Origin of the sequence: Paraburkholderia sp. D15 (assembly GCF_029910215.1) — a bacterium.
Lineage (GTDB): Bacteria > Pseudomonadota > Gammaproteobacteria > Burkholderiales > Burkholderiaceae > Paraburkholderia.
The window spans coordinates 4,002,983-4,021,770 of record NZ_CP110395.1; the positions used below are offsets into that span (position 1 = coordinate 4,002,983).

The following is an 18,788-nucleotide window of genomic DNA, read 5'->3' on the forward strand; positions in this document are numbered from 1 at the left end:
TCATTGTGTTTTTTTACCGGGCGGGGAAAAAGCCGTGCGCCAGCGAAGGATTGTTGCACTGGTAGAACAATCCGCCGGCACGGGCCGTCGATTAACGACGGCCCGACTTACAATCAGCTTGCCAGCCAGCGCTCGCGGGCTTTGCGCGTGGCGGGCCGCTTGTCGGTGACGGCGAGCTTGTAGCGCGCGGCTTCCGGGCCGTCGAGCTTGAGCTGCACCGTACGCAACTCGTCGCGGCGGAAAGCGTGGATCTCCACTTTCGCGCCCGGCTGGTAGCGGGCCAGCAGGCCATCCAGATTCCCACCGGTCACGCGCAGGCCGTCGAGCGCGATCAGCACGTCGCCGGCCGACAGACCGGCTTTCTGCGCGGCGCTGCCTTCGTGCACCGCCGCCAGCACGCAATCCGCGCCGCCGCGCAAACGCGCGCCGAGCGACGGCCTCGCGTTCTTGTCGAGTTCTGGCGCCATCGCAACGCCGAACGGTGCGAACAACGTTTCGAGCGGCAGATCGCGCGTGCCATGCACGGCTTGCGCGAACAACTCGCCGAGTTGCGCGCCGGTCGCTTCGGCGAACAGCGCCTCGACCTCGCTTTCCTCGACGCCGACCGGCTTGCCGCGATAGAAGTCGCGGCCGAAACGCTTCCACAACAGACGCATCACGTCGTCGAGCGATTTGCGGTTGTCGGTTTGCGCGCGGATCGTCAGGTCGAACGCGAGCGCGACCAGCGATCCCTTCGTGTAATAGCTGACGATCGCGTTCGGCGCGTTTTCATCCTGCCGATAGTATTTGACCCACGCGTCGAACGAGCTTTCGGCGACGCTTTGCTTCAGGCGGCCGCTACCGCGCAGCACACCGCCGACCACCTTGCCGAGCATGCCGAGATAGTCGTCCGGCGAAATCAGACCGCTGCGCACGAGGATCAGATCGTCGTAGTACGACGTGAAGCCCTCGAACAGCCAAAGCAGCGACGTGTAGTTCTCGACGTTCAGGTCGTACGGCGCGAACACCGCCGGTTTGATGCGCTTCACGTTCCACGTGTGGAAGTATTCGTGGCTGCACAGGCCGAGGTAGGTCCGGTAGCCCTCGTTCATCGCGTCGCGGCCCACCACCGGCAGATCGCCGCGATTGCAGATCAGCGCGGTCGAAGCGCGGTGCTCCAGGCCGCCGTAGCCGTCGGTGACCGCCTGGGTCATGAAGACGTAGCGGTCCATCGGCGCCTTCTTCGACTTCGGCTCGAACAACGCGATCTGCGTTTCGCAGATGCGCTTCAGGTCGGCGGAAAGACGCGTCATATCCAGCCCGACCACGCGGCCGGCAATCACGATGTCGTGCGGCACGCCGTGCGCGTTGAACGTCGCCAGCGCGAACTCGCCCAGCGTGACCGGATGATCGATCAGTTCGTCGTAGTTCTGCGCGCGGTATTCGCCGAAGCCGTAGCGCTTGGTGCCGCGCGCTTCCGGCAACGCGGTGGCGACGCGCCAGTTACGGTACGCCGAGCCGTCCGGCTTCTGGATATCGACCACGCATTGCGCTTCCTCGTGGCCGAGCGGCGCGAGGAACACGCTGGTGCCGTTGAAGAAACCGGTGGTGTCGTCCAGATGCGCGGCGCGCACCGACAGATCCCACGCGTACACCTCGTAGCGCAACGTGAGCGCGCCTTTTACGGGCGCGGCCTGCCACGTGTGCTTGTCGGTCTTTTCGACACGTACCTTGCGGCCCGCGTCGTTGACCGCGCGCAGCGTGACGATGTTGCGCGCGAACTCGCGCACCATGTAGCTGCCCGGAATCCACACCGGCAGCATGAAGCGCTGCCCCGCCGGATCGGGATCGGCGACGGTCACGGTGACTTCGAACAGATGGGCGGCGGGTTGCTTCGGAACGATGGTGTAGCGGATCGGCTTCATCGGCGGGCTTGGGAGAGATGAGGGAGAGGTGAGGCGAAGATTTTAAGGCTGGATGTGAAAGGAGGCGCACTGCGCGCCTCCTTTCCGACCGATGACGTGTGTTGCGTGACGCGCGTTAGATGACGCGTGCTGCCGTCGTCAGCCAGCTCAATGCACCGCGGACATTTCCTTGTCCAGCCGGTCGGCCGGCACGGCGCCCGGCAGGCGGCGGCCGTCGGCGAGGAACACCGTGGGCGTGCCGTCCACGTTCATTGCGTGGCCGAGCGCGAGGTTCTTGTCGATCGCGGCGGTGTCGCAGGTGCCGGCGGCGGTCGGCGCCTGATGGTCCTGCATCCACGATTCCCACGCCTTGGCGCGATCCGCCGAGCACCAGATCGACTTCGACTTGACGGTCGAATCCGGCGACAACACCGGGTACAGGAAGGTGTAGACCGTCACGTTGTCCATCGACTTCAGCGTGGTTTCGAGCTGCTTGCAGTACGGGCAGTTCGGATCGGAGAACACGGCGATCTTGCGCGCGCCGTTGCCCTTCACGACCTTCACCGCGTTCGCGAACGGCAGGCTCGCGAAATCGATGCGGTTGGTTTCCGACAGGCGCGCTTCGGTCAGATTCTTGCGGGTCTTCGCGTCGACCATGTCGCCGAGCAGCAAGTAGTCGCCGTTCGCGTCGCTATAGACGATCTGCGAGCCGAGGTTCACCTCGTAGATGCCGGCGATCGGCGTCTTCGACACGCTCTTGATCGTCACGTCGGCCAGGCGCGTTTGCAGCGTGGCCTTGATCTTGTCGGTGGTCTGGTCGGCCTGCGCGGAGCAGCCGAGCGTGAAAGCGGCGATCGCGAACGCGGCGGCCGCCATGCGGAAGGTCTTTTTCATGCTGAAGTCCTGTTCTGTCGCGCGAATCGCGCGTTTGACGAGGGCGCCCGCAGGCGCCTTGGCGACGGTCACGATCTGACCCGACCGGCGCCGATCCGCTCATGATACCCGTCTCGCCGGCGTCGGCGGGCCGGGCGGCACGTCAGTGGGGGCGAAGCGTACGCACCGGGTGACGCAACCTAGCCCAGCGCGGCCGACACCAGCCAGCGCTTGATGAACGGCTGCGCGCCGACGAACGCCATGCCGGTGTTGCGCAGTGCCTTGGCGAACGGGCCGGGTGCGGCGAAGAGTTTCTGCAGACCGTCGGTGGCGATCATCAGCGCGCGGATGTCTTCGCGACGCGCGCGTTCGTAGCGGCGCAGCAGCACCATGTCGCCGAGATCGCGGAACGCTTCCTTGCCCGCGACGGTGTCGGCCAGCGCCGCGACGTCGCGCAAACCGAGATTCATGCCCTGCCCCGCCAGCGGATGGATCAGATGCGCGGCATCGCCGACCAGCGCGACGCGCGGTGCCACCAGGCGATCCACCGTCTGCAGCGCGAGCGGGAAGCCTTGCGCGGGCGTCACGCATTCGAGCGCGCCGAACTGGCCGCCGGTCACGCGCTCCACTTCGGCGGCGAGTTGCGCCGGATCGAGCGCGACCAGTTGCTCCGCGTGTTCCGTGCGCGCCGACCAGACCAGCGACACGTGACCGTCCGGCATCGGCAGCAGCGCGACGATTTCGCCGTCCTTGAACCATTGGTATGCGGTTTCGCCGTGCGGCTTTTCCGCCTTGAAGTTCGCCACCACGCCGGTCTGCCGGTAGTCGCGACGCTGCATCTTCGAGTTGATCTGCGCGCGCACCCATGAATGCGCGCCGTCCGCGCCGACCACCAGATCCGCGTCGAGCACGTTGCCGTTCGCGAGACCGACGCTGGCGCTGTCGGCGGTGAAGTCCAGCGCCTGCGCGCGCGTGTCGATCCACGTGAGGTTCGGCTGGAAGCGCAACGCGGCATCCAGCGCGCGTTCGATCACCGCCGACTCGACGATCCACGCCAGTTGCGGCACCGACGCCTGAAACGCGGAGAAGTGCAGTTCGGCGTGCGCATCGCCGTAGACGCGCATGTCGTACACCGGCCCGAGCCGCGCCAGATCGAGCGCCTGCCAGACCCGCAGGCGTTCGAGCAGCGCCTGCGAACTCGACGACAGCGCGTAGACCCGCGAGTCGAACACGGCGCCGGCGGGCAGCGCCGCGCACGGTTGCGCGAGCAGCGCCACGCGCAGTCCGCCCTGGGTCAACGCCAACGCCGCGGTCTTGCCGACGAGCCCGCCGCCGATCACGGCGACATCAAAGGTCTGGTGGTGTGCGTTCATGCGCGCATTATAGCTGCGGGGGTTGCAAGGGACGGATCGGCGCACACGGCATATTGGCCGGGGACAAGGTCCGTGCCGATTGCCACGCGCGCCGTGCCACGCGCGGCGTGTTCGTGCGAATTGCCGCGAATTCCCGCGAATTGCGCGGGGCGTGCGCTACTGCGACTGGCCTTGCGCGGCGTGTGCCGCATGGGACTCGCGCAGCCGCAGAAAGTCGCTGTCGGACGACAGCAGTTGCCATGCGCTCGATTCGAGATTCGCTTTCCGGTCGCGCTGGTCGCTGCGCACCATGCAGTCGGGAAAGACGCGGTCGTAGACGCGCCAGAGCGAGTCGAAGTCGTTGGCATCGGCGAAGCCGGCGATGCGGCGTTTGTCGTCGAGCGTGAGCTGGCTCGACATGCAGTCGATCGTCTGCCGGTCGGTGCCGGCGCGCGCTTCGTCGTAATCGGGCACCAGCGCGACGGTCACGGCACCCGCGACGCCAATGCCCACGGCCCATCCCAGCCATTTTGTTATTGTCATGGTCCCTCCTCGGAAAGGGCTCTGGCGGCCCTGAAGAACCATCCTACATTAGTCGGATCATTGATCCGGGACGCATGGAGCCTTGCGTTGCGTGCCGATTCCTCGCTGCGCGCCATGGCATCGGGCGACGTCCGGTTTGCCGCGTCCGGCTCCAGAACGCGACAGGAACCCGGCGGCAACCCGATAAGAAGCCGATCCGGACGGGTTACAATTGCGCTTTCCGTGACGGGACGCGCCCGGAATCGTCGAGGCTCCGCCCCGATCCTGCGTCCTGTCCCGCTCCGCTGCGGTCCGCCGCCTCGCTCACTGCGAAGGCTCGAGGTTTTTCGAATCCTGCACACAGCGTCGAGCGCATCACGCCAACTTAATGATTCACTGAAGGATTTCCATGAGCCTCAAATGCGGCATCGTCGGCCTGCCTAACGTCGGCAAGTCCACCCTGTTCAACGCGCTGACCAAGGCGGGCATCGCGGCGGAAAACTACCCGTTCTGCACGATCGAGCCGAATGTCGGTGTCGTCGAGGTGCCGGACGCGCGTCTGAAGGCGCTCGCCGAGATCGTCAAGCCGGAGCGCATCCTGCCGGCGGTGGTGGAATTCGTCGACATCGCCGGTCTGGTGGCCGGTGCGAGCAAGGGCGAAGGCCTCGGCAACCAGTTCCTCGCGAACATCCGCGAGACGGACGCGATCACGCACGTGGTGCGCTGTTTCGAGGACGACAACGTGATTCACGTCGCGAACAAGGTCGATCCGCTGTCGGACATCGAAGTGATCAACACGGAACTGGCGCTGGCCGACCTCGCGACGGTCGAAAAGGCGCTGACGCGCTATTCGAAGGCAGCCAAGTCGGGCAACGACAAGGAAGCCGCGAAAAATGCGGCGGTGCTCGAAAAGGTCCGCGTGCAGCTCGACCAGGCCAAGCCGGTGCGCGCGCTGGATCTCACGGACGAAGAAAAAGCCACGCTCAAGCCGTTCTGCCTGATCACCGCGAAGCCGACCATGTACGTCGCGAACGTGAAGGACGACGGCTTCGAGAACAACCCGCACCTGGACGCGGTGGCGAAATTCGCGGCAGCGGAAAACGCGCCGGTGGTGGCGGTGTGCGCGGCGATCGAAGCGGAAATCGCCGACCTCGACGAAGCGGACATGGAAGTGTTCCTGGCCGACATGGGCATGGAAGAGCCGGGCCTGAACCGCGTGATTCGCGCGGGTTTCAAGCTGCTGGGCTTGCAGACGTATTTCACGGCGGGCGTGAAGGAAGTGCGCGCGTGGACGATTCATATCGGCGATACCGCGCCGCAGGCGGCGGGCGCGATCCACACGGACTTCGAGCGCGGGTTTATTCGCGCGCAGACTATCGCGTACAACGACTACATCACCTACAAGGGCGAGCAAGGCGCGAAGGAAGCCGGGAAGATGCGCGCGGAAGGTAAGGAATACGTCGTGCACGACGGGGATGTGATGAACTTCCTGTTCAACGTCTAAGCATCCGCCATCCGGTCGGGTTCATCGAGACAATCCGCCCCGCAGCGAAAAGCCCGTTTTATAGCGGGCTTTTTTTCAATCTGGACTCTGGCCGGAAGAATGAAACCCATGACCGCAAACGATCTGCTCCAGAAAGTGCTCGCATTTCGCGACGCCCGCGACTGGCAGCAATTTCACACGCTACGCAATCTGATCGTGTCGACCAGCATCGAAGCCGGCGAGTTGCTGGAAACGGTTCAATGGAAGACCGATTCCGAAATAGACGCGTTGCTGCTCGATCCGCAGAAGAAAAAACATCTGGAACAGGAATGCGCGGATGTGTTTATTTATCTGATGCTGGTCGCCCACACGGCGGGCTTCGATCTGGTCGAAGCCGCCATGGAGAAAGTCGCGCTGAACGAGGAGCGTTATCCGGTCGAGAAGTCCAAAGGCAACGCGACGAAGTATTCGGACCTTTGATCAACGCACCACGCCGCCTCACCCGTTACGATCCATCCGCCACATCACCTCGTCCGCACCGCAGCGGCAACGCGATGCCCTCCCGCACCGCGACCATCTTCGACGGCGAATCGGCCAGCACCGCATCCACACCGAGACACGCGGCCGCCCGATAATCCGCCGCGTCGTTCACCGCAATCGCGACGATTTCCACCGCCGGCTTCTGCCTGAAACAGGCAACGGTAGCCGGCGTCCACATCGTGGCCTGCACCTCGGACTGCCCTTCGCCCAACGTGAACTTCTCCACCACCGTCAGCGCGCGGTGCAGTTCGAACGCGGTCATCGCATGCTCGGCCGGCGCGTCGACGCAGCCTTGATGCAAGAGCACCCGCACGAGGCGCCCGCGCGTGGCGTCGCGCGACTCGAACAATCTCGCTTGCGGATAGGCCGCAAAGCTCCGCTGATAATCCGCTTCGGTCGAATAGATCGACACGCGCGACCACGCATTTTCCTCGTCGAGCACGCGCGCCACGGCGCCGGTTTGCGCGTCGGCGGGCAACGCCTTCATGTCCAGAATGACCGGCATGGTTCGCGGCACGGCGCGCAACGCGTCGCGCAGCGTCGGTATGCCGAGCGGACGATCGCGATACGGATAGGTATCGCCGACGCGAAAACTCCACCCCGCATTCACGCGCGCGAGTTCAGCCGCGGTGTAACCGGACACCGGCCCCTTCGCATCGGTCAGCGAAGACAGATCGGCCGGACGATACAGCACCGGCACGCCGTCCTTGCTCAACTGCACGGTCAACCACATCACATCCGCGCGATGCTCGACGGCGAGGCGAATCGCTTCGAGCGTATTTTCCGGCGCGTCGCCGGTGCCACCGCGGTGCGCGATGATTCGGGGCAACGTCGTCACCTGCTTCGTGGCGTCGTGCGAATTGGCCGGGGGCGCCAACGAACACGCCACCAAGGCGAGTCCAAGGATCGAACCGGCCACCACTCGTTGCATGAAAACAAGCATCTGGAATCCTTATTAAAAGCCGCCACAACAAACACCACAACATCATGGCGCGACGTCAAATCAAACGATCCACGCACGTCATGCCGTATCGCACGTGCCGACCTCGTGAACAAGTCCCTACCCGCCATTCATCTTGCCGGCTTGCCGCCGCCCGCGTCCAGCAAGCCGCACCGCGCGTTGACCTTCCGCAAATAACGCCGCTCAGACGACTAGAGCGTTTCATATTTCTTTTTCGTGACACCCGATGTTAAATTCCCGCAAGCGACCCACCCGCCCACCAGCGAGCCAGCCGACCGGCCGCCGACGCGGGACTGTCATCGAACACAAATAGAATCGCGCGATTCGCAACCGCGCCCGTTCTCTCCAGGAGACACATCGATGAGTTTGAAGCCGCTTTTCCGTACGCTTTCCATGGCCGCCGTATTGAGCGTCGGCGTCAGCCAGGCGGCTCAGGCCGCCACCGAAATCCAGTTCTGGCACGGCATGGAAGCCGCGTTGGGCGAACGTCTGAACGACATCGCCAACGCTTTTAACGCGTCGCAAAGCGACTACAAGATTGTCCCGGTCTTCAAGGGCTCCTACGACCAGACGCTCGCCGCCGGCATCGCCGCGTATCGCGCGGGCAATGCCCCGGCGATTCTGCAAGTCTACGAAGTCGGCACCGCGACGATGATGCAGGCGAAGAAAGCGATCATCCCGGTCTCGGACGTCTTCAAGCAAGCCGGCGTACCGCTCGACGAGAAAGCGTTCGTGCCGACCATCGCGAGTTATTACAGCGACTCGAAGACCGGTCAGCTGATCTCGATGCCGTTCAACAGCTCGACGCCGGTGCTGTACTACAACAAGGACGCCTTCAAGAAAGCCGGCCTCGATCCGAACCAGCCGCCCAAGACCTGGGCCGACGTGGAAGCCGACGCGCAGAAGCTGAAGGCGTCGGGCATGTCGTGCGGTTATTCGTCGGGCTGGCAGAGCTGGATTCAACTCGAGAACTACAGCGCGTGGCATGGCGCACCGTTCGCGTCGAAGAACAACGGCTTCGACGGCGCCGACGCACAGCTCGAGTTCAACAAGCCGCTGCAGGTCGCGCACATCCAGTTCCTGCAGAAGATGCAGAAGGAAGGCACGTTCACCTACGTCGGCCGCAAGGACGAACCGGTGTCGAAGTTCTATAGCGGCGACTGCGGGATCATCACGAACTCGTCGGGCTCGCTGGCCACCATCAAGAAGTACGCGAAGTTCAACTTCGGCACCGGCATGATGCCGTACGACGCGAGCGTGAAGGGCGCGCCGCAGAACGCGATCATCGGCGGTGCGAGTCTGTGGGTGCTGTCGGGCAAGGATCCGGCGGTGTACAAGGGCGTCGCGCAGTTCCTCGCGTATCTGTCGTCGGCGCCGGTGGCCGCGAAGTGGCACCAGGACACCGGCTATCTGCCGATCACCACGGCCGCTTATCAGTTGACGCAGCAGCAGGGCTTCTACGAGAAGAATCCGGGCAGCGACACCGCGATCAAGCAGATGCTGAACAAACCGCCGCTGCCGTACACGAAGGGTCTGCGTCTGGGCAACATGCCGCAGATCCGCACGGTCATCGACGAAGAGCTCGAACAGGTGTGGGCGGACAAGAAGACGCCGCAACAGGCGCTCGATTCGTCGGTGTCGCGTGGCGACGAACTGCTGCGCCGCTTCGAGAAGGCCGGCAACTAAGTGGCCATCTGGCCACGAGCCGGCAGGGTTCCGGCGCACTCGCACCGGAACCCGCAACACTAGCGCAACGTTAGGAATCTTCGATGGACAAGCGCTCCCGCTTCGGCACCAGCCTGCTGCCCTATCTGCTGGTCGCACCGCAACTCGCGATCACGCTGCTGTTCTTTCTGTGGCCCGCCGGCGAGGCGCTGTGGCAATCCACGCAGAGCCAGGACGCGTTCGGTACGTCGAGCGAGTTCGTCGGACTCGCGAACTTCAAGCAACTTTTCGCCGATCCGCTCTATCTGTCGTCGTTCTATACGACGCTGATCTTCTGCGCGCTCGTTACCGTGTCGGGCCTCGTGATTTCGCTGCTGCTGGCGGTCTGCGCGGATCGCGTGACGCGCGGCAAGAAGGCCTATCAAACGCTGCTGATCTGGCCGTACGCGGTGGCGCCCGCGATTGCCGCCGTGCTGTGGTCGTTCCTGTTCAACCCGAGCATCGGCCTTGTTACCTATGCGCTCGCGAAATACGGCATCGTGTGGAATCACGCGCTGAACGCGGGGCAGGCGATGTTTCTCGTGGTGCTGGCCTCGGTCTGGCAACAGGTCAGCTATAACTTCCTGTTTTTCTACGCTGGCCTGCAGGCGATTCCGCGTTCGCTGATCGAAGCGGCGGCCATCGACGGCGCCGGCCCGGTGCGGCGTTTCTTCGGCATCGCGCTGCCGCTGCTGTCGCCGACCAGCTTCTTCCTGCTGGTCATCAACATCACGTACGCGTTCTTCGACACCTTCCCGGTGATCGACGCGGCCACCGGCGGCGGCCCCGCGCAATCCACCCGCACGCTGATCTACAAGATCTTCGCGGAAGGCTTCCAGGGGCTCGACATCGGCAGTTCCGGCGCGCAGTCCGTGGTGCTGATGCTGATCGTCGTCGCGTTGACGGTCGTGCAATTCCGATTCATCGAACGCAGGGTTCAATACTCATGATCGAGAACCGCCGCGGTTTCGACCTCTTCTGCCATGCGGTGCTGATTCTCGGCGTCGTGCTGGTGGTGTTCCCCGTCTACGTCGCGTTCTGCGCGGCGACCATGAGCGAGCACGAAGTGTTCAGCGTGCCGCTGTCGCTGGTGCCGAGCACGCATCTGTTCGAGAACATCGCGACCGTCTGGTCGCACGGCGCCGGCAACGCGGCCGCGCCGTTCGGCCGAATGCTGCTGAACAGCCTCGTGATGGCGCTGGTGATCGCGATCGGCAAGATCTCGGTGTCGATGATCTCCGCGTACGCGATCGTGTTTTTCCGCTTTCCGTTCCGCAATCTCGCGTTCTGGCTGATCTTCGTCACGCTGATGCTGCCGGTCGAGGTGCGCATTTTCCCGACCGTGCAGGTCGTCACGTCGATGCACCTGGGCAATACGTACAGCGGTCTGACCTTGCCGCTGATCGCATCGGCCACCGCGACTTTCCTGTTCCGCCAGTTCTTCATGACGCTGCCGGACGAACTGATGGAAGCGGCGCGCATCGACGGTGCAGGCGCGATGCGTTTCTTCTGGGACGTGGTGCTGCCGCTGTCGAAGACGAACATCGCCGCGCTGTTCGTGATCACTTTCATCTACGGCTGGAACCAGTATCTGTGGCCGATCCTGATCACGAGCCAGCAGTCGCTGACCACGGCGGTGGTCGGCATCAAGAGCATGATCGCGTCCGGCGACACCGCGACCGAATGGCACCTGGTGATGGCCTCGACCCTGCTCGCGATCCTGCCGCCGCTCGTGGTCGTATTGACGATGCAGCGCTGGTTCGTGCGCGGCCTCGTCGACGCGGAAAAGTAACGCACGTCGATGCCGCGAGCGGATGCTTGCGGCGTCGAACCTCGGCAACACGGAAGACATCGACTCACGTCCGCGCGCGACGCGACACGCAACGAAAGGCTAAAACGGCATGGCTGCACTGACTCTGCAAGGCGTTAAAAAAACCTACGACGGCAAACAGTTCGTGCTGCACGGCATCGACGTGGACGTCGCCGACGGCGAATTCGTCGTGATGGTCGGCCCGTCCGGCTGCGGCAAGTCCACCTTGCTGCGCATGGTCGCGGGACTCGAAGGCATCTCCGAGGGCAGCATGTCGATCGCCGGCAAGGTGGTCAACCAGCTGGAGCCGAAGGACCGCAACATCGCGATGGTGTTCCAGAACTACGCGCTGTATCCGCACATGAGCGTGGCCGAGAACATGGGCTACGCGCTGAAGATCGCGGGTGTCGATCGCGCGCAGATCGCGAAGCGCGTCGAAGCCGCCGCGCAGATTCTCGAACTCGGCGCCCTGCTGCAACGCAAGCCGCGCGAATTGTCGGGCGGCCAGCGGCAACGCGTCGCCATGGGCCGCGCGATCGTGCGCGAGCCGGCCGTGTTTCTGTTCGACGAACCGCTGTCGAATCTCGACGCGCGTCTACGCGTGCAGATGCGGCTCGAAATCCAGCGGCTTCACGCGCGCCTCGCCACCACCAGCCTCTACGTGACGCACGATCAGATCGAAGCGATGACGCTGGCGCAGCGCGTGATCGTGATGAACAAGGGACACGCCGAACAGATCGGTGCGCCGACCGAGGTCTACGAGCGGCCGGCCACGGTGTTCGTCGCGAGCTTCATCGGGTCGCCGGGCATGAACCTGCTGGACGGCCGGGTATCCGACGACGGCGCGCTGTTCGAAGTCGCCGGCAACGGTCCGAAGCTGCCGCTCGCGGGCGTGCCGTCGATCGGCCGGGAAGTCGCGGCGGGCCGCGAGTGGACGCTCGGCATCCGTCCCGAACACCTGACGCCGGGCGCCGCCGGCGCCGCGCAGGCGACGCTCACCGTCGACTCCTGCGAACTGCTCGGCGCGGACAACCTCGCGCACGGCCGCTGGGGTAATCACGACGTGACCGCGCGTTTGCCGCACGCGCACCGGCCGGCGGCGGGTGAAGCGCTGCAGGTTGCGCTGCCGGCGCAGCATCTGCATTTCTTCGATCCGGCGACGGGCCGGCGGGTGAACTAGGCGCGATCAATCGGTTCATCCGGGCCTTTTCTGCAAAGGCCAGTTCTCGCGTCACGCCGGCTGCGGGTACACTCGCGGCCGGCATAACAACAACACCCGAGAGACCATGCAAGGCATCGCCTTCCATCACACCCTGCGCCGCGGCGCGGTCGCCGCCGCGCTGCTGCTGTTCGGGATGTCGTCCGCGTTCGCGTACGTCGCGCCCGACACCTCGCCCGACGAAGCCAACCTCAGCAACCACAACACCTATACCAACCGCGACGGCAACACCGTGCATGCGCCCGCCCGCTCGTTGTCGGGCAAAGCGCCCGACGGCGCGACCGCGCGCTGCCGCGACGGCAGCTACAGCTTCAGCCGCCATCGCAGCGGCACCTGCTCGCGGCACGGCGGCGTCGCCAACTGGCTCTGACGCGTCCGAACGCACCCTGGCCGAACGGCCAAACCCTGCCGCCCCGGCCGCCCGCCGAAGTACAATGCCACCTGAAGAACCCGCCCGCGCGCGGGGCGCCGCGCGTTCCGGATCGCGCCCGGCGCCGCGCCGGCCGGCGCCGGGCCGCTCGCCCGGCCATCACACCGATTACCCATTCACCCCACGACCGCCCGCCCCTCGCGGCCGGCGTCGTCAACGTCTATTGCGAACACATGGCCCAATACGTCTTCACCATGAACCGGGTCGGCAAGATCGTGCCGCCCAAGCGCCAAATCCTGAAAGACATCTCGCTGTCGTTTTTCCCCGGCGCGAAAATCGGTCTGCTCGGCCTGAACGGCTCGGGCAAGTCGACGCTGATCCGCATCATGGCCGGCGTGGATAAGGACATCGAGGGCGAAGCCACGCCAATGCCGAACCTGAACATCGGCTACCTGCCGCAGGAACCGCAACTCGACCCGAACAAGACGGTGCGTGAAGCGGTCGAGGAAGGTCTCGGCGACGTCTTCAACGCGCAGAAAAAACTCGACGAAATCTACGCGGCCTACGCGGAGCCGGACGCGGACTTCGACGCACTCGCCGCCGAACAGGCGAAGTACGAAGCGATCCTCGCCACCTCGGACGGCGGCAGCGCCGAACAGCAGATCGAAATCGCCGCCGACGCGCTGCGCCTGCCGGCATGGGACGCTAAGATCGAGCATCTGTCGGGCGGTGAAAAGCGCCGCGTCGCGCTGTGCAAGCTGCTGCTCGAAAAGCCGGACATGCTGCTGCTCGACGAACCGACCAACCACCTGGACGCTGAATCGGTCGACTGGCTCGAACAGTTCCTCACGCGCTTCCCGGGTACCGTTGTCGCCGTCACCCACGATCGCTACTTCCTCGATAACGCCGCCGAGTGGATTCTCGAACTCGACCGCGGCCACGGCATTCCGTGGAAGGGCAACTACAGCAGCTGGCTCGACCAGAAGGAAGAGCGCCTGAAGCAGGAAGAGTCGTCGGAATCGGCGCGCCAGAAGGCGATCAAGAAGGAACTGGAGTGGGTGCGCCAGAACCCGAAGGGCCGTCAGGCGAAATCGAAGGCGCGGATCGCGCGTTTCGAGGAACTGAACAGCCAGGACTACCAGAAGCGCAACGAAACGCAGGAAATCTTCATCCCGGTCGGCGACCGTCTGGGCAATGAAGTGATCGAGTTCAAGAACGTCAGCAAGTCGTACGGCGACCGCCTGCTGCTCGATGACGTCAGCTTCAAGATTCCGGCCGGTGCGATCGTCGGCATCATCGGTCCGAACGGCGCCGGTAAGTCGACGCTGTTCCGCATGCTGACCGGCCGCGAACAGCCGGATTCGGGCGAGATCGTGCAAGGCCCGACCGTCAAGCTCGCGTACGTGGACCAGAGCCGCGACGCGCTGGACGGTTCGAAGACCGTGTTCGAGGAAATCTCCGGCGGCGCGGACGTGCTGACGGTCGGCAAGTACGAAACGCCGTCGCGTGCGTATATCGGCCGCTTCAACTTCAAGGGCGGCGACCAGCAGAAGGTGGTCGGCAACCTGTCGGGCGGCGAGCGCGGCCGGCTGCATCTGGCCAAGACGCTGATCGCGGGCGGCAACGTGCTGCTGCTGGACGAACCGTCGAACGACCTCGACGTCGAAACGCTGCGCGCGCTGGAAGACGCACTGCTGGAATTCGCCGGCTCGGTGTTGGTGATCTCGCACGATCGCTGGTTCCTCGACCGGATCGCGACGCACATCCTCGCGTTCGAAGGCGATTCGCAAATCACGTTCTTCGACGGCAACTACCAGGAATACGAGGCGGACAAGCGCGCGCGCCTGGGCGAGGAAGCGGCACGTCCGAAGCGTCTGCGCTACAAGCCGATCACGCGCTAACGCGCTGGGTTGGGCGGCGGGCGGCGCGGCACGCGCTTTGCGTGACTCGCGCGTGAGGCGGCGCCGTTCTGCGTGCCGCCATTTGCGCGAGGCCAACGCGCTCAGCTGCAGTATCTGGCGGCCGGCCAGCCACGCCGCGCCGCGAGCGGTGACGAGGAGACCATGACCATGGCGATGTCGAAGGGCAAGCGCTGGATCGTCGCCGTCGCGGGCGTGCTGCTGGTATTGATCGTCGTCGCGGTCGGCGCGTTGCAATACGCCCAGCGCGAAGTGAAGGCGCGCGTGGTCGCCGCGCTCGGCCCATTGGGCAGCGCCGGAAGCATCGACGTCGGCTTCACCTCGGTTCACCTCACCAACGTCGTCCTTAAAGCGCCACCCGGTTGGCCCGCCGGCGACCCGCTGCGCGCGGACGAGATCACGCTCACGCCGGACATCCACGATCTGATCGCTCACCGCATGCACATTCGCAGCGTGGTGGTGCGCGGCTTCGACATGGCCGTGCTGCGCTCGAAGGACGGCTCGCTGAACCTGCTGCCGAACCTGCGCGAATCGCTCAACAGGAACGAGGCCGAACAACCGGCCAGCGGTACGACGGCTGCGGGTACACCTCGTGAAAAGCTCGTCGATCACATCAGCTTCGAGCAGGGCAATTTCCACTTCTACGACATGACGGTCGGGCCGCCGGCCTTCAAGGTGACGGTCAGCGACGCAACCGCGACCGTCGATCATCTGCATCTGCCGGCGCTGACCGAGCCGACCCAGGTCGACCTCAGCGGCTCGATCAAGGGACCGTCGCATACCGGCACGGTGACGTTCAACGGCTGGATCAGGATCGCCACCAAGGATTCGCAGACCACCAGCAAGCTACGCGGCGTCGACGTCGTGATGCTCGACCCGTACCTGCTGAAGAAAGCCGGCGCGAAAGCGCAGGTGACCGGCGGCACAGTGGATCTCACCGTCGATTCGACCGTGCGCAACTATCAACTTCACGCGCCCGGCACGGTGACGGTCCACAACCTGCAACTCGCCGACAGCGGCAATCCGCTCGACACCTTCATGTCGATTCCGACCAAGGCGGTAATCGCCGCGCTCAAGACGCACAACGGCGACATCACGCTGCATTTCGTACTGGACGGGAATTTGCACGACCCGAAGTTCTCGGTGCGCGAAGGCATTCTGAAGCGGCTCGGTGCGGGTTTCGCGCAGACGCTGGGGGTCAGCGTCGAAGGCGTCGCGAAGGGTGCGGGAGAAACCGTGAAGGGTCTCGGGGACGCTTTAAAGAATCTGCTGGGACAGTAAGCTACTGCGGACTTCAAAGGCCTCAAACCGGCAAGCCCAACTCCCGTAGTTGTGCTCCGGTCTGGGCGGCGCTCGTGTGATGCACCGCGTGCCACCCAAGCGCCGTCGCGGCATCGACGTTCTTCAGATTGTCGTCGATGAAGACCAGTTCGCCGGGCTCGATACCCGGCAGTTGCGCCTCGATCCGTTCGAACATGGCCGCGAAGATCGCCGGATCGGGTTTCGCCAGCCCCACTCGCCCCGACACCACGATGTCGCGAAACCGTCGCAGCACCGGGTAGTGCTCCCACGCGTACGGGAAAGTTTCGGCCGACCAGTTGGTCAGTCCGAATAGCGGCACCTCGGCGGCTTCTAGCTTTTCCATCAGCGCCACGCCGTCGTCCAGCAGGCCCGCCACCATTTCGTGCCAGCGCTCGTAGAACGCGCGAATCAGCGCTTCATGGCCGGGAAACTTCGCGATCAGCTCGGCTGTGGCGTCGGCGATCGACTGGCCGCCGTCCTGCCGGATCACCCAATCCATCGAACAGACATGCGTGAGAAACCAGCGGCGTTCGGCCTCGTCCGGAATCAGCTTGCTGTACAGATACTCGGGACTCCAGTCGATCAGCACGCCGCCGAAATCGAACACCACCGCCTTGATCGCCATGCCTGCTCCGTGGGTTGAATCGCTGCGTTGCGCGCCGCTCAGACAGGTTGCGTACGCAGTTCGAGCCAGGTCTTGACGTCGCCGGACACATGCGGCGACAGCCGCGCGCGCACCGTCTCGTGATAGGCGTTGAGCCACGCGCGCTCGTCTTCGCGCAGCAGAGACAGGTCGAGGCAGCGCGTGTCGATCGGGCACAGCGTCAGGGTTTCGAACTTGAGGAAATCGCCAAACTCGGTTTTTTCGGCCGGCACGTTCAGCACGAGGTTTTCGATCCGCACGCCCCACTTGCCCGGCCGGTAGATGCCCGGCTCGACCGACGTGATCATGCCTTCTTCCATCGCGGTCCATGGCTCGGCGGGCGCGTAGTGCGAAATCACCTGCGGGCCTTCGTGGACGTTCAGGAAGTAGCCCACGCCGTGACCGGTGCCGTGACCGTAGTCGGCGCCGGCTTCCCAGATCGGCGCGCGGGCGATCGCGTCGAGCATCGGCGAACGGATGCCGCGCGGGAATTGCGCGCGCGACAACGCCATCGTGCCCTTCAGTACGATCGTGAAATCGCGCCGTTGCGCGTCGCTGATCGTGCCGACCGGGATGACGCGGGTGATGTCGGTGGTGCCGCTCAGGTATTGCGCGCCCGAGTCGATCAGCAGCAGACCGTCGCCCTCGATCACCGAATGCGACGCTTCGGTCGCGCGATAGTGCGGCATCGCGCCGTTCGCGTTGAAACCGGCGATAGTCGCGAAGCTCAGCGATACGAAGCCCGGACGGCGCGCACGCGCCGCCGTCAGACGTTCGTCGATGGTCATTTCGGTAATCGCCTCGCCGCCCGCGAGCGCCGCTTCGAGCCAGGTGAAGAACTCCGCGAGCGCCGCGCCGTCCTGCTCCATCGTCTCGCGCACATGCTCGGCTTCTGCTTCGGTCTTGCGCGATTTGAAGAAGGTGGACGGATTCACCGCCTCGGCCACCGTCACCGTGGAGGGGACCGATTGCAGCGAGCCGTAGGTGATCCGGCGCGGATCGATCAGCAGCGTGCTGCCGGCGGGCAGCGCGGCCAGCGCATCGGCGGCCTTCGCGTAGGGCTCGACGCTGATGCCGTCGCGCGCCAGCGCATCGGCCAGCGTCTGCGGCACCTTGCCGTCCGACACGAACAGCGCCGCGCGATCGACGCCGATCAGCGCGTGCGCGACGAACACCGGGTTATAGCTGACATCGGCGCCGCGCAGATTCAGCAGCCACGCGAGGTCGTCGAGCGTGGAAATGAAGTGCCACTGCGCGCCCTTCTCCGCCATCGCGCGACGAATCTGCGCAAGCTTGTCGGCTCGCGCGACGCCCGCGTGCGGTGCGACGTGTTCGAACACCGCGGCCGCCGGCAACGACGGACGCTGCGGCCAGATCGCGTCGAACAGATCGACGTTGGTGCGCAGGTTCACGCCGCGCGCGCCGAGCGCCTGGTTCAGCGCACGGGCAGCCGCGACGCCGAGCACCGCGCCGTCCACGCCGACCGTCGCCCCGCTCGCGACGTTTTGCGCGAGCCATTCGACGTGCGGCGCGGTCTGCTGCCCGCCGGTCATCTTCATCAACTGGACGCCCGTGCCGGCAAGTTGCGCATTGGCCTGTTCCCAATAGCGGCTGTCGGTCCAGACGCCCGCGAAATCCGCGGTCACGACCAGCGTTCCCGCCGAACCGGTGAAGCCCGACAGCCATTGGCGGCCTTGCCAGCGTCCCGGTAGATACTCGGACAGATGCGGATCGGCCGACGGCACGAGGTACGCAGCGACGCCTTCGCGCGCCATCGCATCGCGCAAGGTCGCGAGCCGTTCGGGAATGGAGGAAGTTTCGGGGAGTCGTGCGTTCATCGGATTCACCTGCAAATATTCAACGACGGGACAGCGCGCCGACCGTCACGGCAACGGCGATCAGCGCGACGGCGGTGCAAACCGGCCATTCGAGCGTATCGCCATCATGAAAGAGCCCCGTTACATTGCCGGCCATGAGCGCGACGGCGGCGCCCACGACGCCGGCCAGCAGCGCCATCCACCAACGGACACGGCTAGCGCGGCGCAGCGGATGCAGCAACCAGCCGGCAAAGCCGATCGCCAAGCCCAACACGACGACACCAGGCCACCCCATTAGCAGCCGACCCCGCGCGATTTCAGATTTGTCTCATGGGCGCATGGGGCCAGGACAGCTAGCATTTTTGTCTCATTAACTATAGAAGTCAGCAC

General features: G+C 64.8%; 17 protein-coding genes. 9 read left to right on the forward strand and 8 right to left on the reverse strand.

Features of this window, described 5'->3' with window-relative positions; genetic code table 11:
- Window positions 1–113 precede the first annotated feature (113 nt).
- The 4 genes from LFL96_RS17385 to LFL96_RS17400 form a co-directional block, all read right to left on the reverse strand.
- On the reverse strand, window positions 114–1,904 hold the full coding sequence (locus LFL96_RS17385) for a PDZ domain-containing protein (RefSeq protein ID WP_280996444.1): 1,791 nt from the start codon (window positions 1,902–1,904) through the stop codon (window positions 114–116).
- Window positions 1,905–2,051: 147 nt separating this feature from the next.
- On the reverse strand, window positions 2,052–2,777 hold the full coding sequence (locus tag LFL96_RS17390) for a DsbC family protein (RefSeq protein ID WP_280996445.1): 726 nt from the start codon (window positions 2,775–2,777) through the stop codon (window positions 2,052–2,054).
- A gap of 179 nt (window positions 2,778–2,956) precedes the next feature.
- Entirely contained in the window at window positions 2,957–4,129 is a 1,173-nt protein-coding gene (locus LFL96_RS17395) for a UbiH/UbiF family hydroxylase (RefSeq protein WP_280996446.1), read from the reverse strand.
- A gap of 156 nt (window positions 4,130–4,285) precedes the next feature.
- On the reverse strand, window positions 4,286–4,651 hold the full coding sequence (locus tag LFL96_RS17400; protein WP_280996447.1) for a hypothetical protein: 366 nt from the start codon (window positions 4,649–4,651) through the stop codon (window positions 4,286–4,288).
- A gap of 388 nt (window positions 4,652–5,039) precedes the next feature.
- On the opposite strand from LFL96_RS17400, the gene ychF reads away from it, so the two are divergent.
- A complete protein-coding gene (gene ychF, locus LFL96_RS17405; RefSeq protein WP_280996448.1) occupies window positions 5,040–6,134 on the forward strand; it encodes a redox-regulated ATPase YchF in 1,095 nt (364 codons plus the stop codon).
- 108 nt (window positions 6,135–6,242) lie between these two features.
- Window positions 6,243–6,593 carry a nucleotide pyrophosphohydrolase gene (locus tag LFL96_RS17410; protein WP_280996449.1) on the forward strand — a complete coding sequence of 117 codons (351 nt, stop codon included), beginning with the start codon at window positions 6,243–6,245 and terminating at the stop codon, window positions 6,591–6,593.
- 25 nt (window positions 6,594–6,618) lie between these two features.
- Here LFL96_RS17410 and LFL96_RS17415 read toward each other — a convergent pair whose 3' ends face one another.
- A complete protein-coding gene (locus LFL96_RS17415; protein WP_280996450.1) occupies window positions 6,619–7,596 on the reverse strand; it encodes a glycerophosphodiester phosphodiesterase family protein in 978 nt (325 codons plus the stop codon).
- Between the two features lie 378 nt (window positions 7,597–7,974).
- Between LFL96_RS17415 and ugpB the strand changes: the two genes are divergently transcribed.
- The 7 genes from ugpB (at window position 7,975) to LFL96_RS17450 (ending at window position 15,917) form a co-directional block, all read left to right on the forward strand.
- The gene (ugpB, locus tag LFL96_RS17420; RefSeq protein WP_280996451.1) at window positions 7,975–9,300 is read left to right on the forward strand and encodes a sn-glycerol-3-phosphate ABC transporter substrate-binding protein UgpB; all 1,326 of its coding nucleotides are present in this window, start codon (window positions 7,975–7,977) and stop codon (window positions 9,298–9,300) included.
- Between the two features lie 83 nt (window positions 9,301–9,383).
- Window positions 9,384–10,268: a sn-glycerol-3-phosphate ABC transporter permease UgpA gene (gene ugpA / locus LFL96_RS17425; protein ID WP_280996452.1), complete on the forward strand. Its 885-nt coding sequence runs from the start codon at window positions 9,384–9,386 to the stop codon at window positions 10,266–10,268.
- Window positions 10,265–11,110: a sn-glycerol-3-phosphate ABC transporter permease UgpE gene (ugpE, locus tag LFL96_RS17430; RefSeq protein WP_280996453.1), complete on the forward strand. Its 846-nt coding sequence runs from the start codon at window positions 10,265–10,267 to the stop codon at window positions 11,108–11,110. Before ugpA ends, ugpE begins: the two co-directional genes overlap by 4 nt.
- 109 nt (window positions 11,111–11,219) lie before the next feature.
- Window positions 11,220–12,308: a sn-glycerol-3-phosphate import ATP-binding protein UgpC gene (locus LFL96_RS17435; protein WP_280996454.1), complete on the forward strand. Its 1,089-nt coding sequence runs from the start codon at window positions 11,220–11,222 to the stop codon at window positions 12,306–12,308.
- A 106-nt stretch (window positions 12,309–12,414) separates the two neighbouring features.
- Window positions 12,415–12,717 (forward strand): DUF3761 domain-containing protein, encoded by a 303-nt coding sequence (locus tag LFL96_RS17440; RefSeq protein ID WP_280996455.1) that lies wholly within the window; start codon window positions 12,415–12,417, stop codon window positions 12,715–12,717.
- A 233-nt stretch (window positions 12,718–12,950) separates the two neighbouring features.
- The gene (ettA, locus tag LFL96_RS17445; RefSeq protein ID WP_280996456.1) at window positions 12,951–14,618 is read left to right on the forward strand and encodes an energy-dependent translational throttle protein EttA; all 1,668 of its coding nucleotides are present in this window, start codon (window positions 12,951–12,953) and stop codon (window positions 14,616–14,618) included.
- Between the two features lie 168 nt (window positions 14,619–14,786).
- Entirely contained in the window at window positions 14,787–15,917 is a 1,131-nt protein-coding gene (locus LFL96_RS17450) for a DUF748 domain-containing protein (RefSeq protein WP_281000811.1), read from the forward strand.
- A gap of 22 nt (window positions 15,918–15,939) precedes the next feature.
- Here the strand turns inward: LFL96_RS17450 and LFL96_RS17455 are convergent, their stop codons facing one another.
- Genes LFL96_RS17455 through LFL96_RS17465 form a run of 3 tightly spaced genes read right to left on the reverse strand, consistent with a single transcriptional unit; the run spans window position 15,940 to window position 18,693 of the window.
- Complete coding sequence (locus LFL96_RS17455; protein WP_280996457.1) at window positions 15,940–16,563, reverse strand: HAD family phosphatase; 624 nt, start codon at window positions 16,561–16,563, stop codon at window positions 15,940–15,942.
- A 38-nt stretch (window positions 16,564–16,601) separates the two neighbouring features.
- Window positions 16,602–18,419 (reverse strand): aminopeptidase P family protein, encoded by a 1,818-nt coding sequence (locus LFL96_RS17460; RefSeq protein WP_280996458.1) that lies wholly within the window; start codon window positions 18,417–18,419, stop codon window positions 16,602–16,604.
- Between the two features lie 19 nt (window positions 18,420–18,438).
- A complete protein-coding gene (locus LFL96_RS17465) occupies window positions 18,439–18,693 on the reverse strand; it encodes a hypothetical protein (RefSeq protein ID WP_280996459.1) in 255 nt (84 codons plus the stop codon).
- Window positions 18,694–18,788 lie beyond the last annotated feature (95 nt).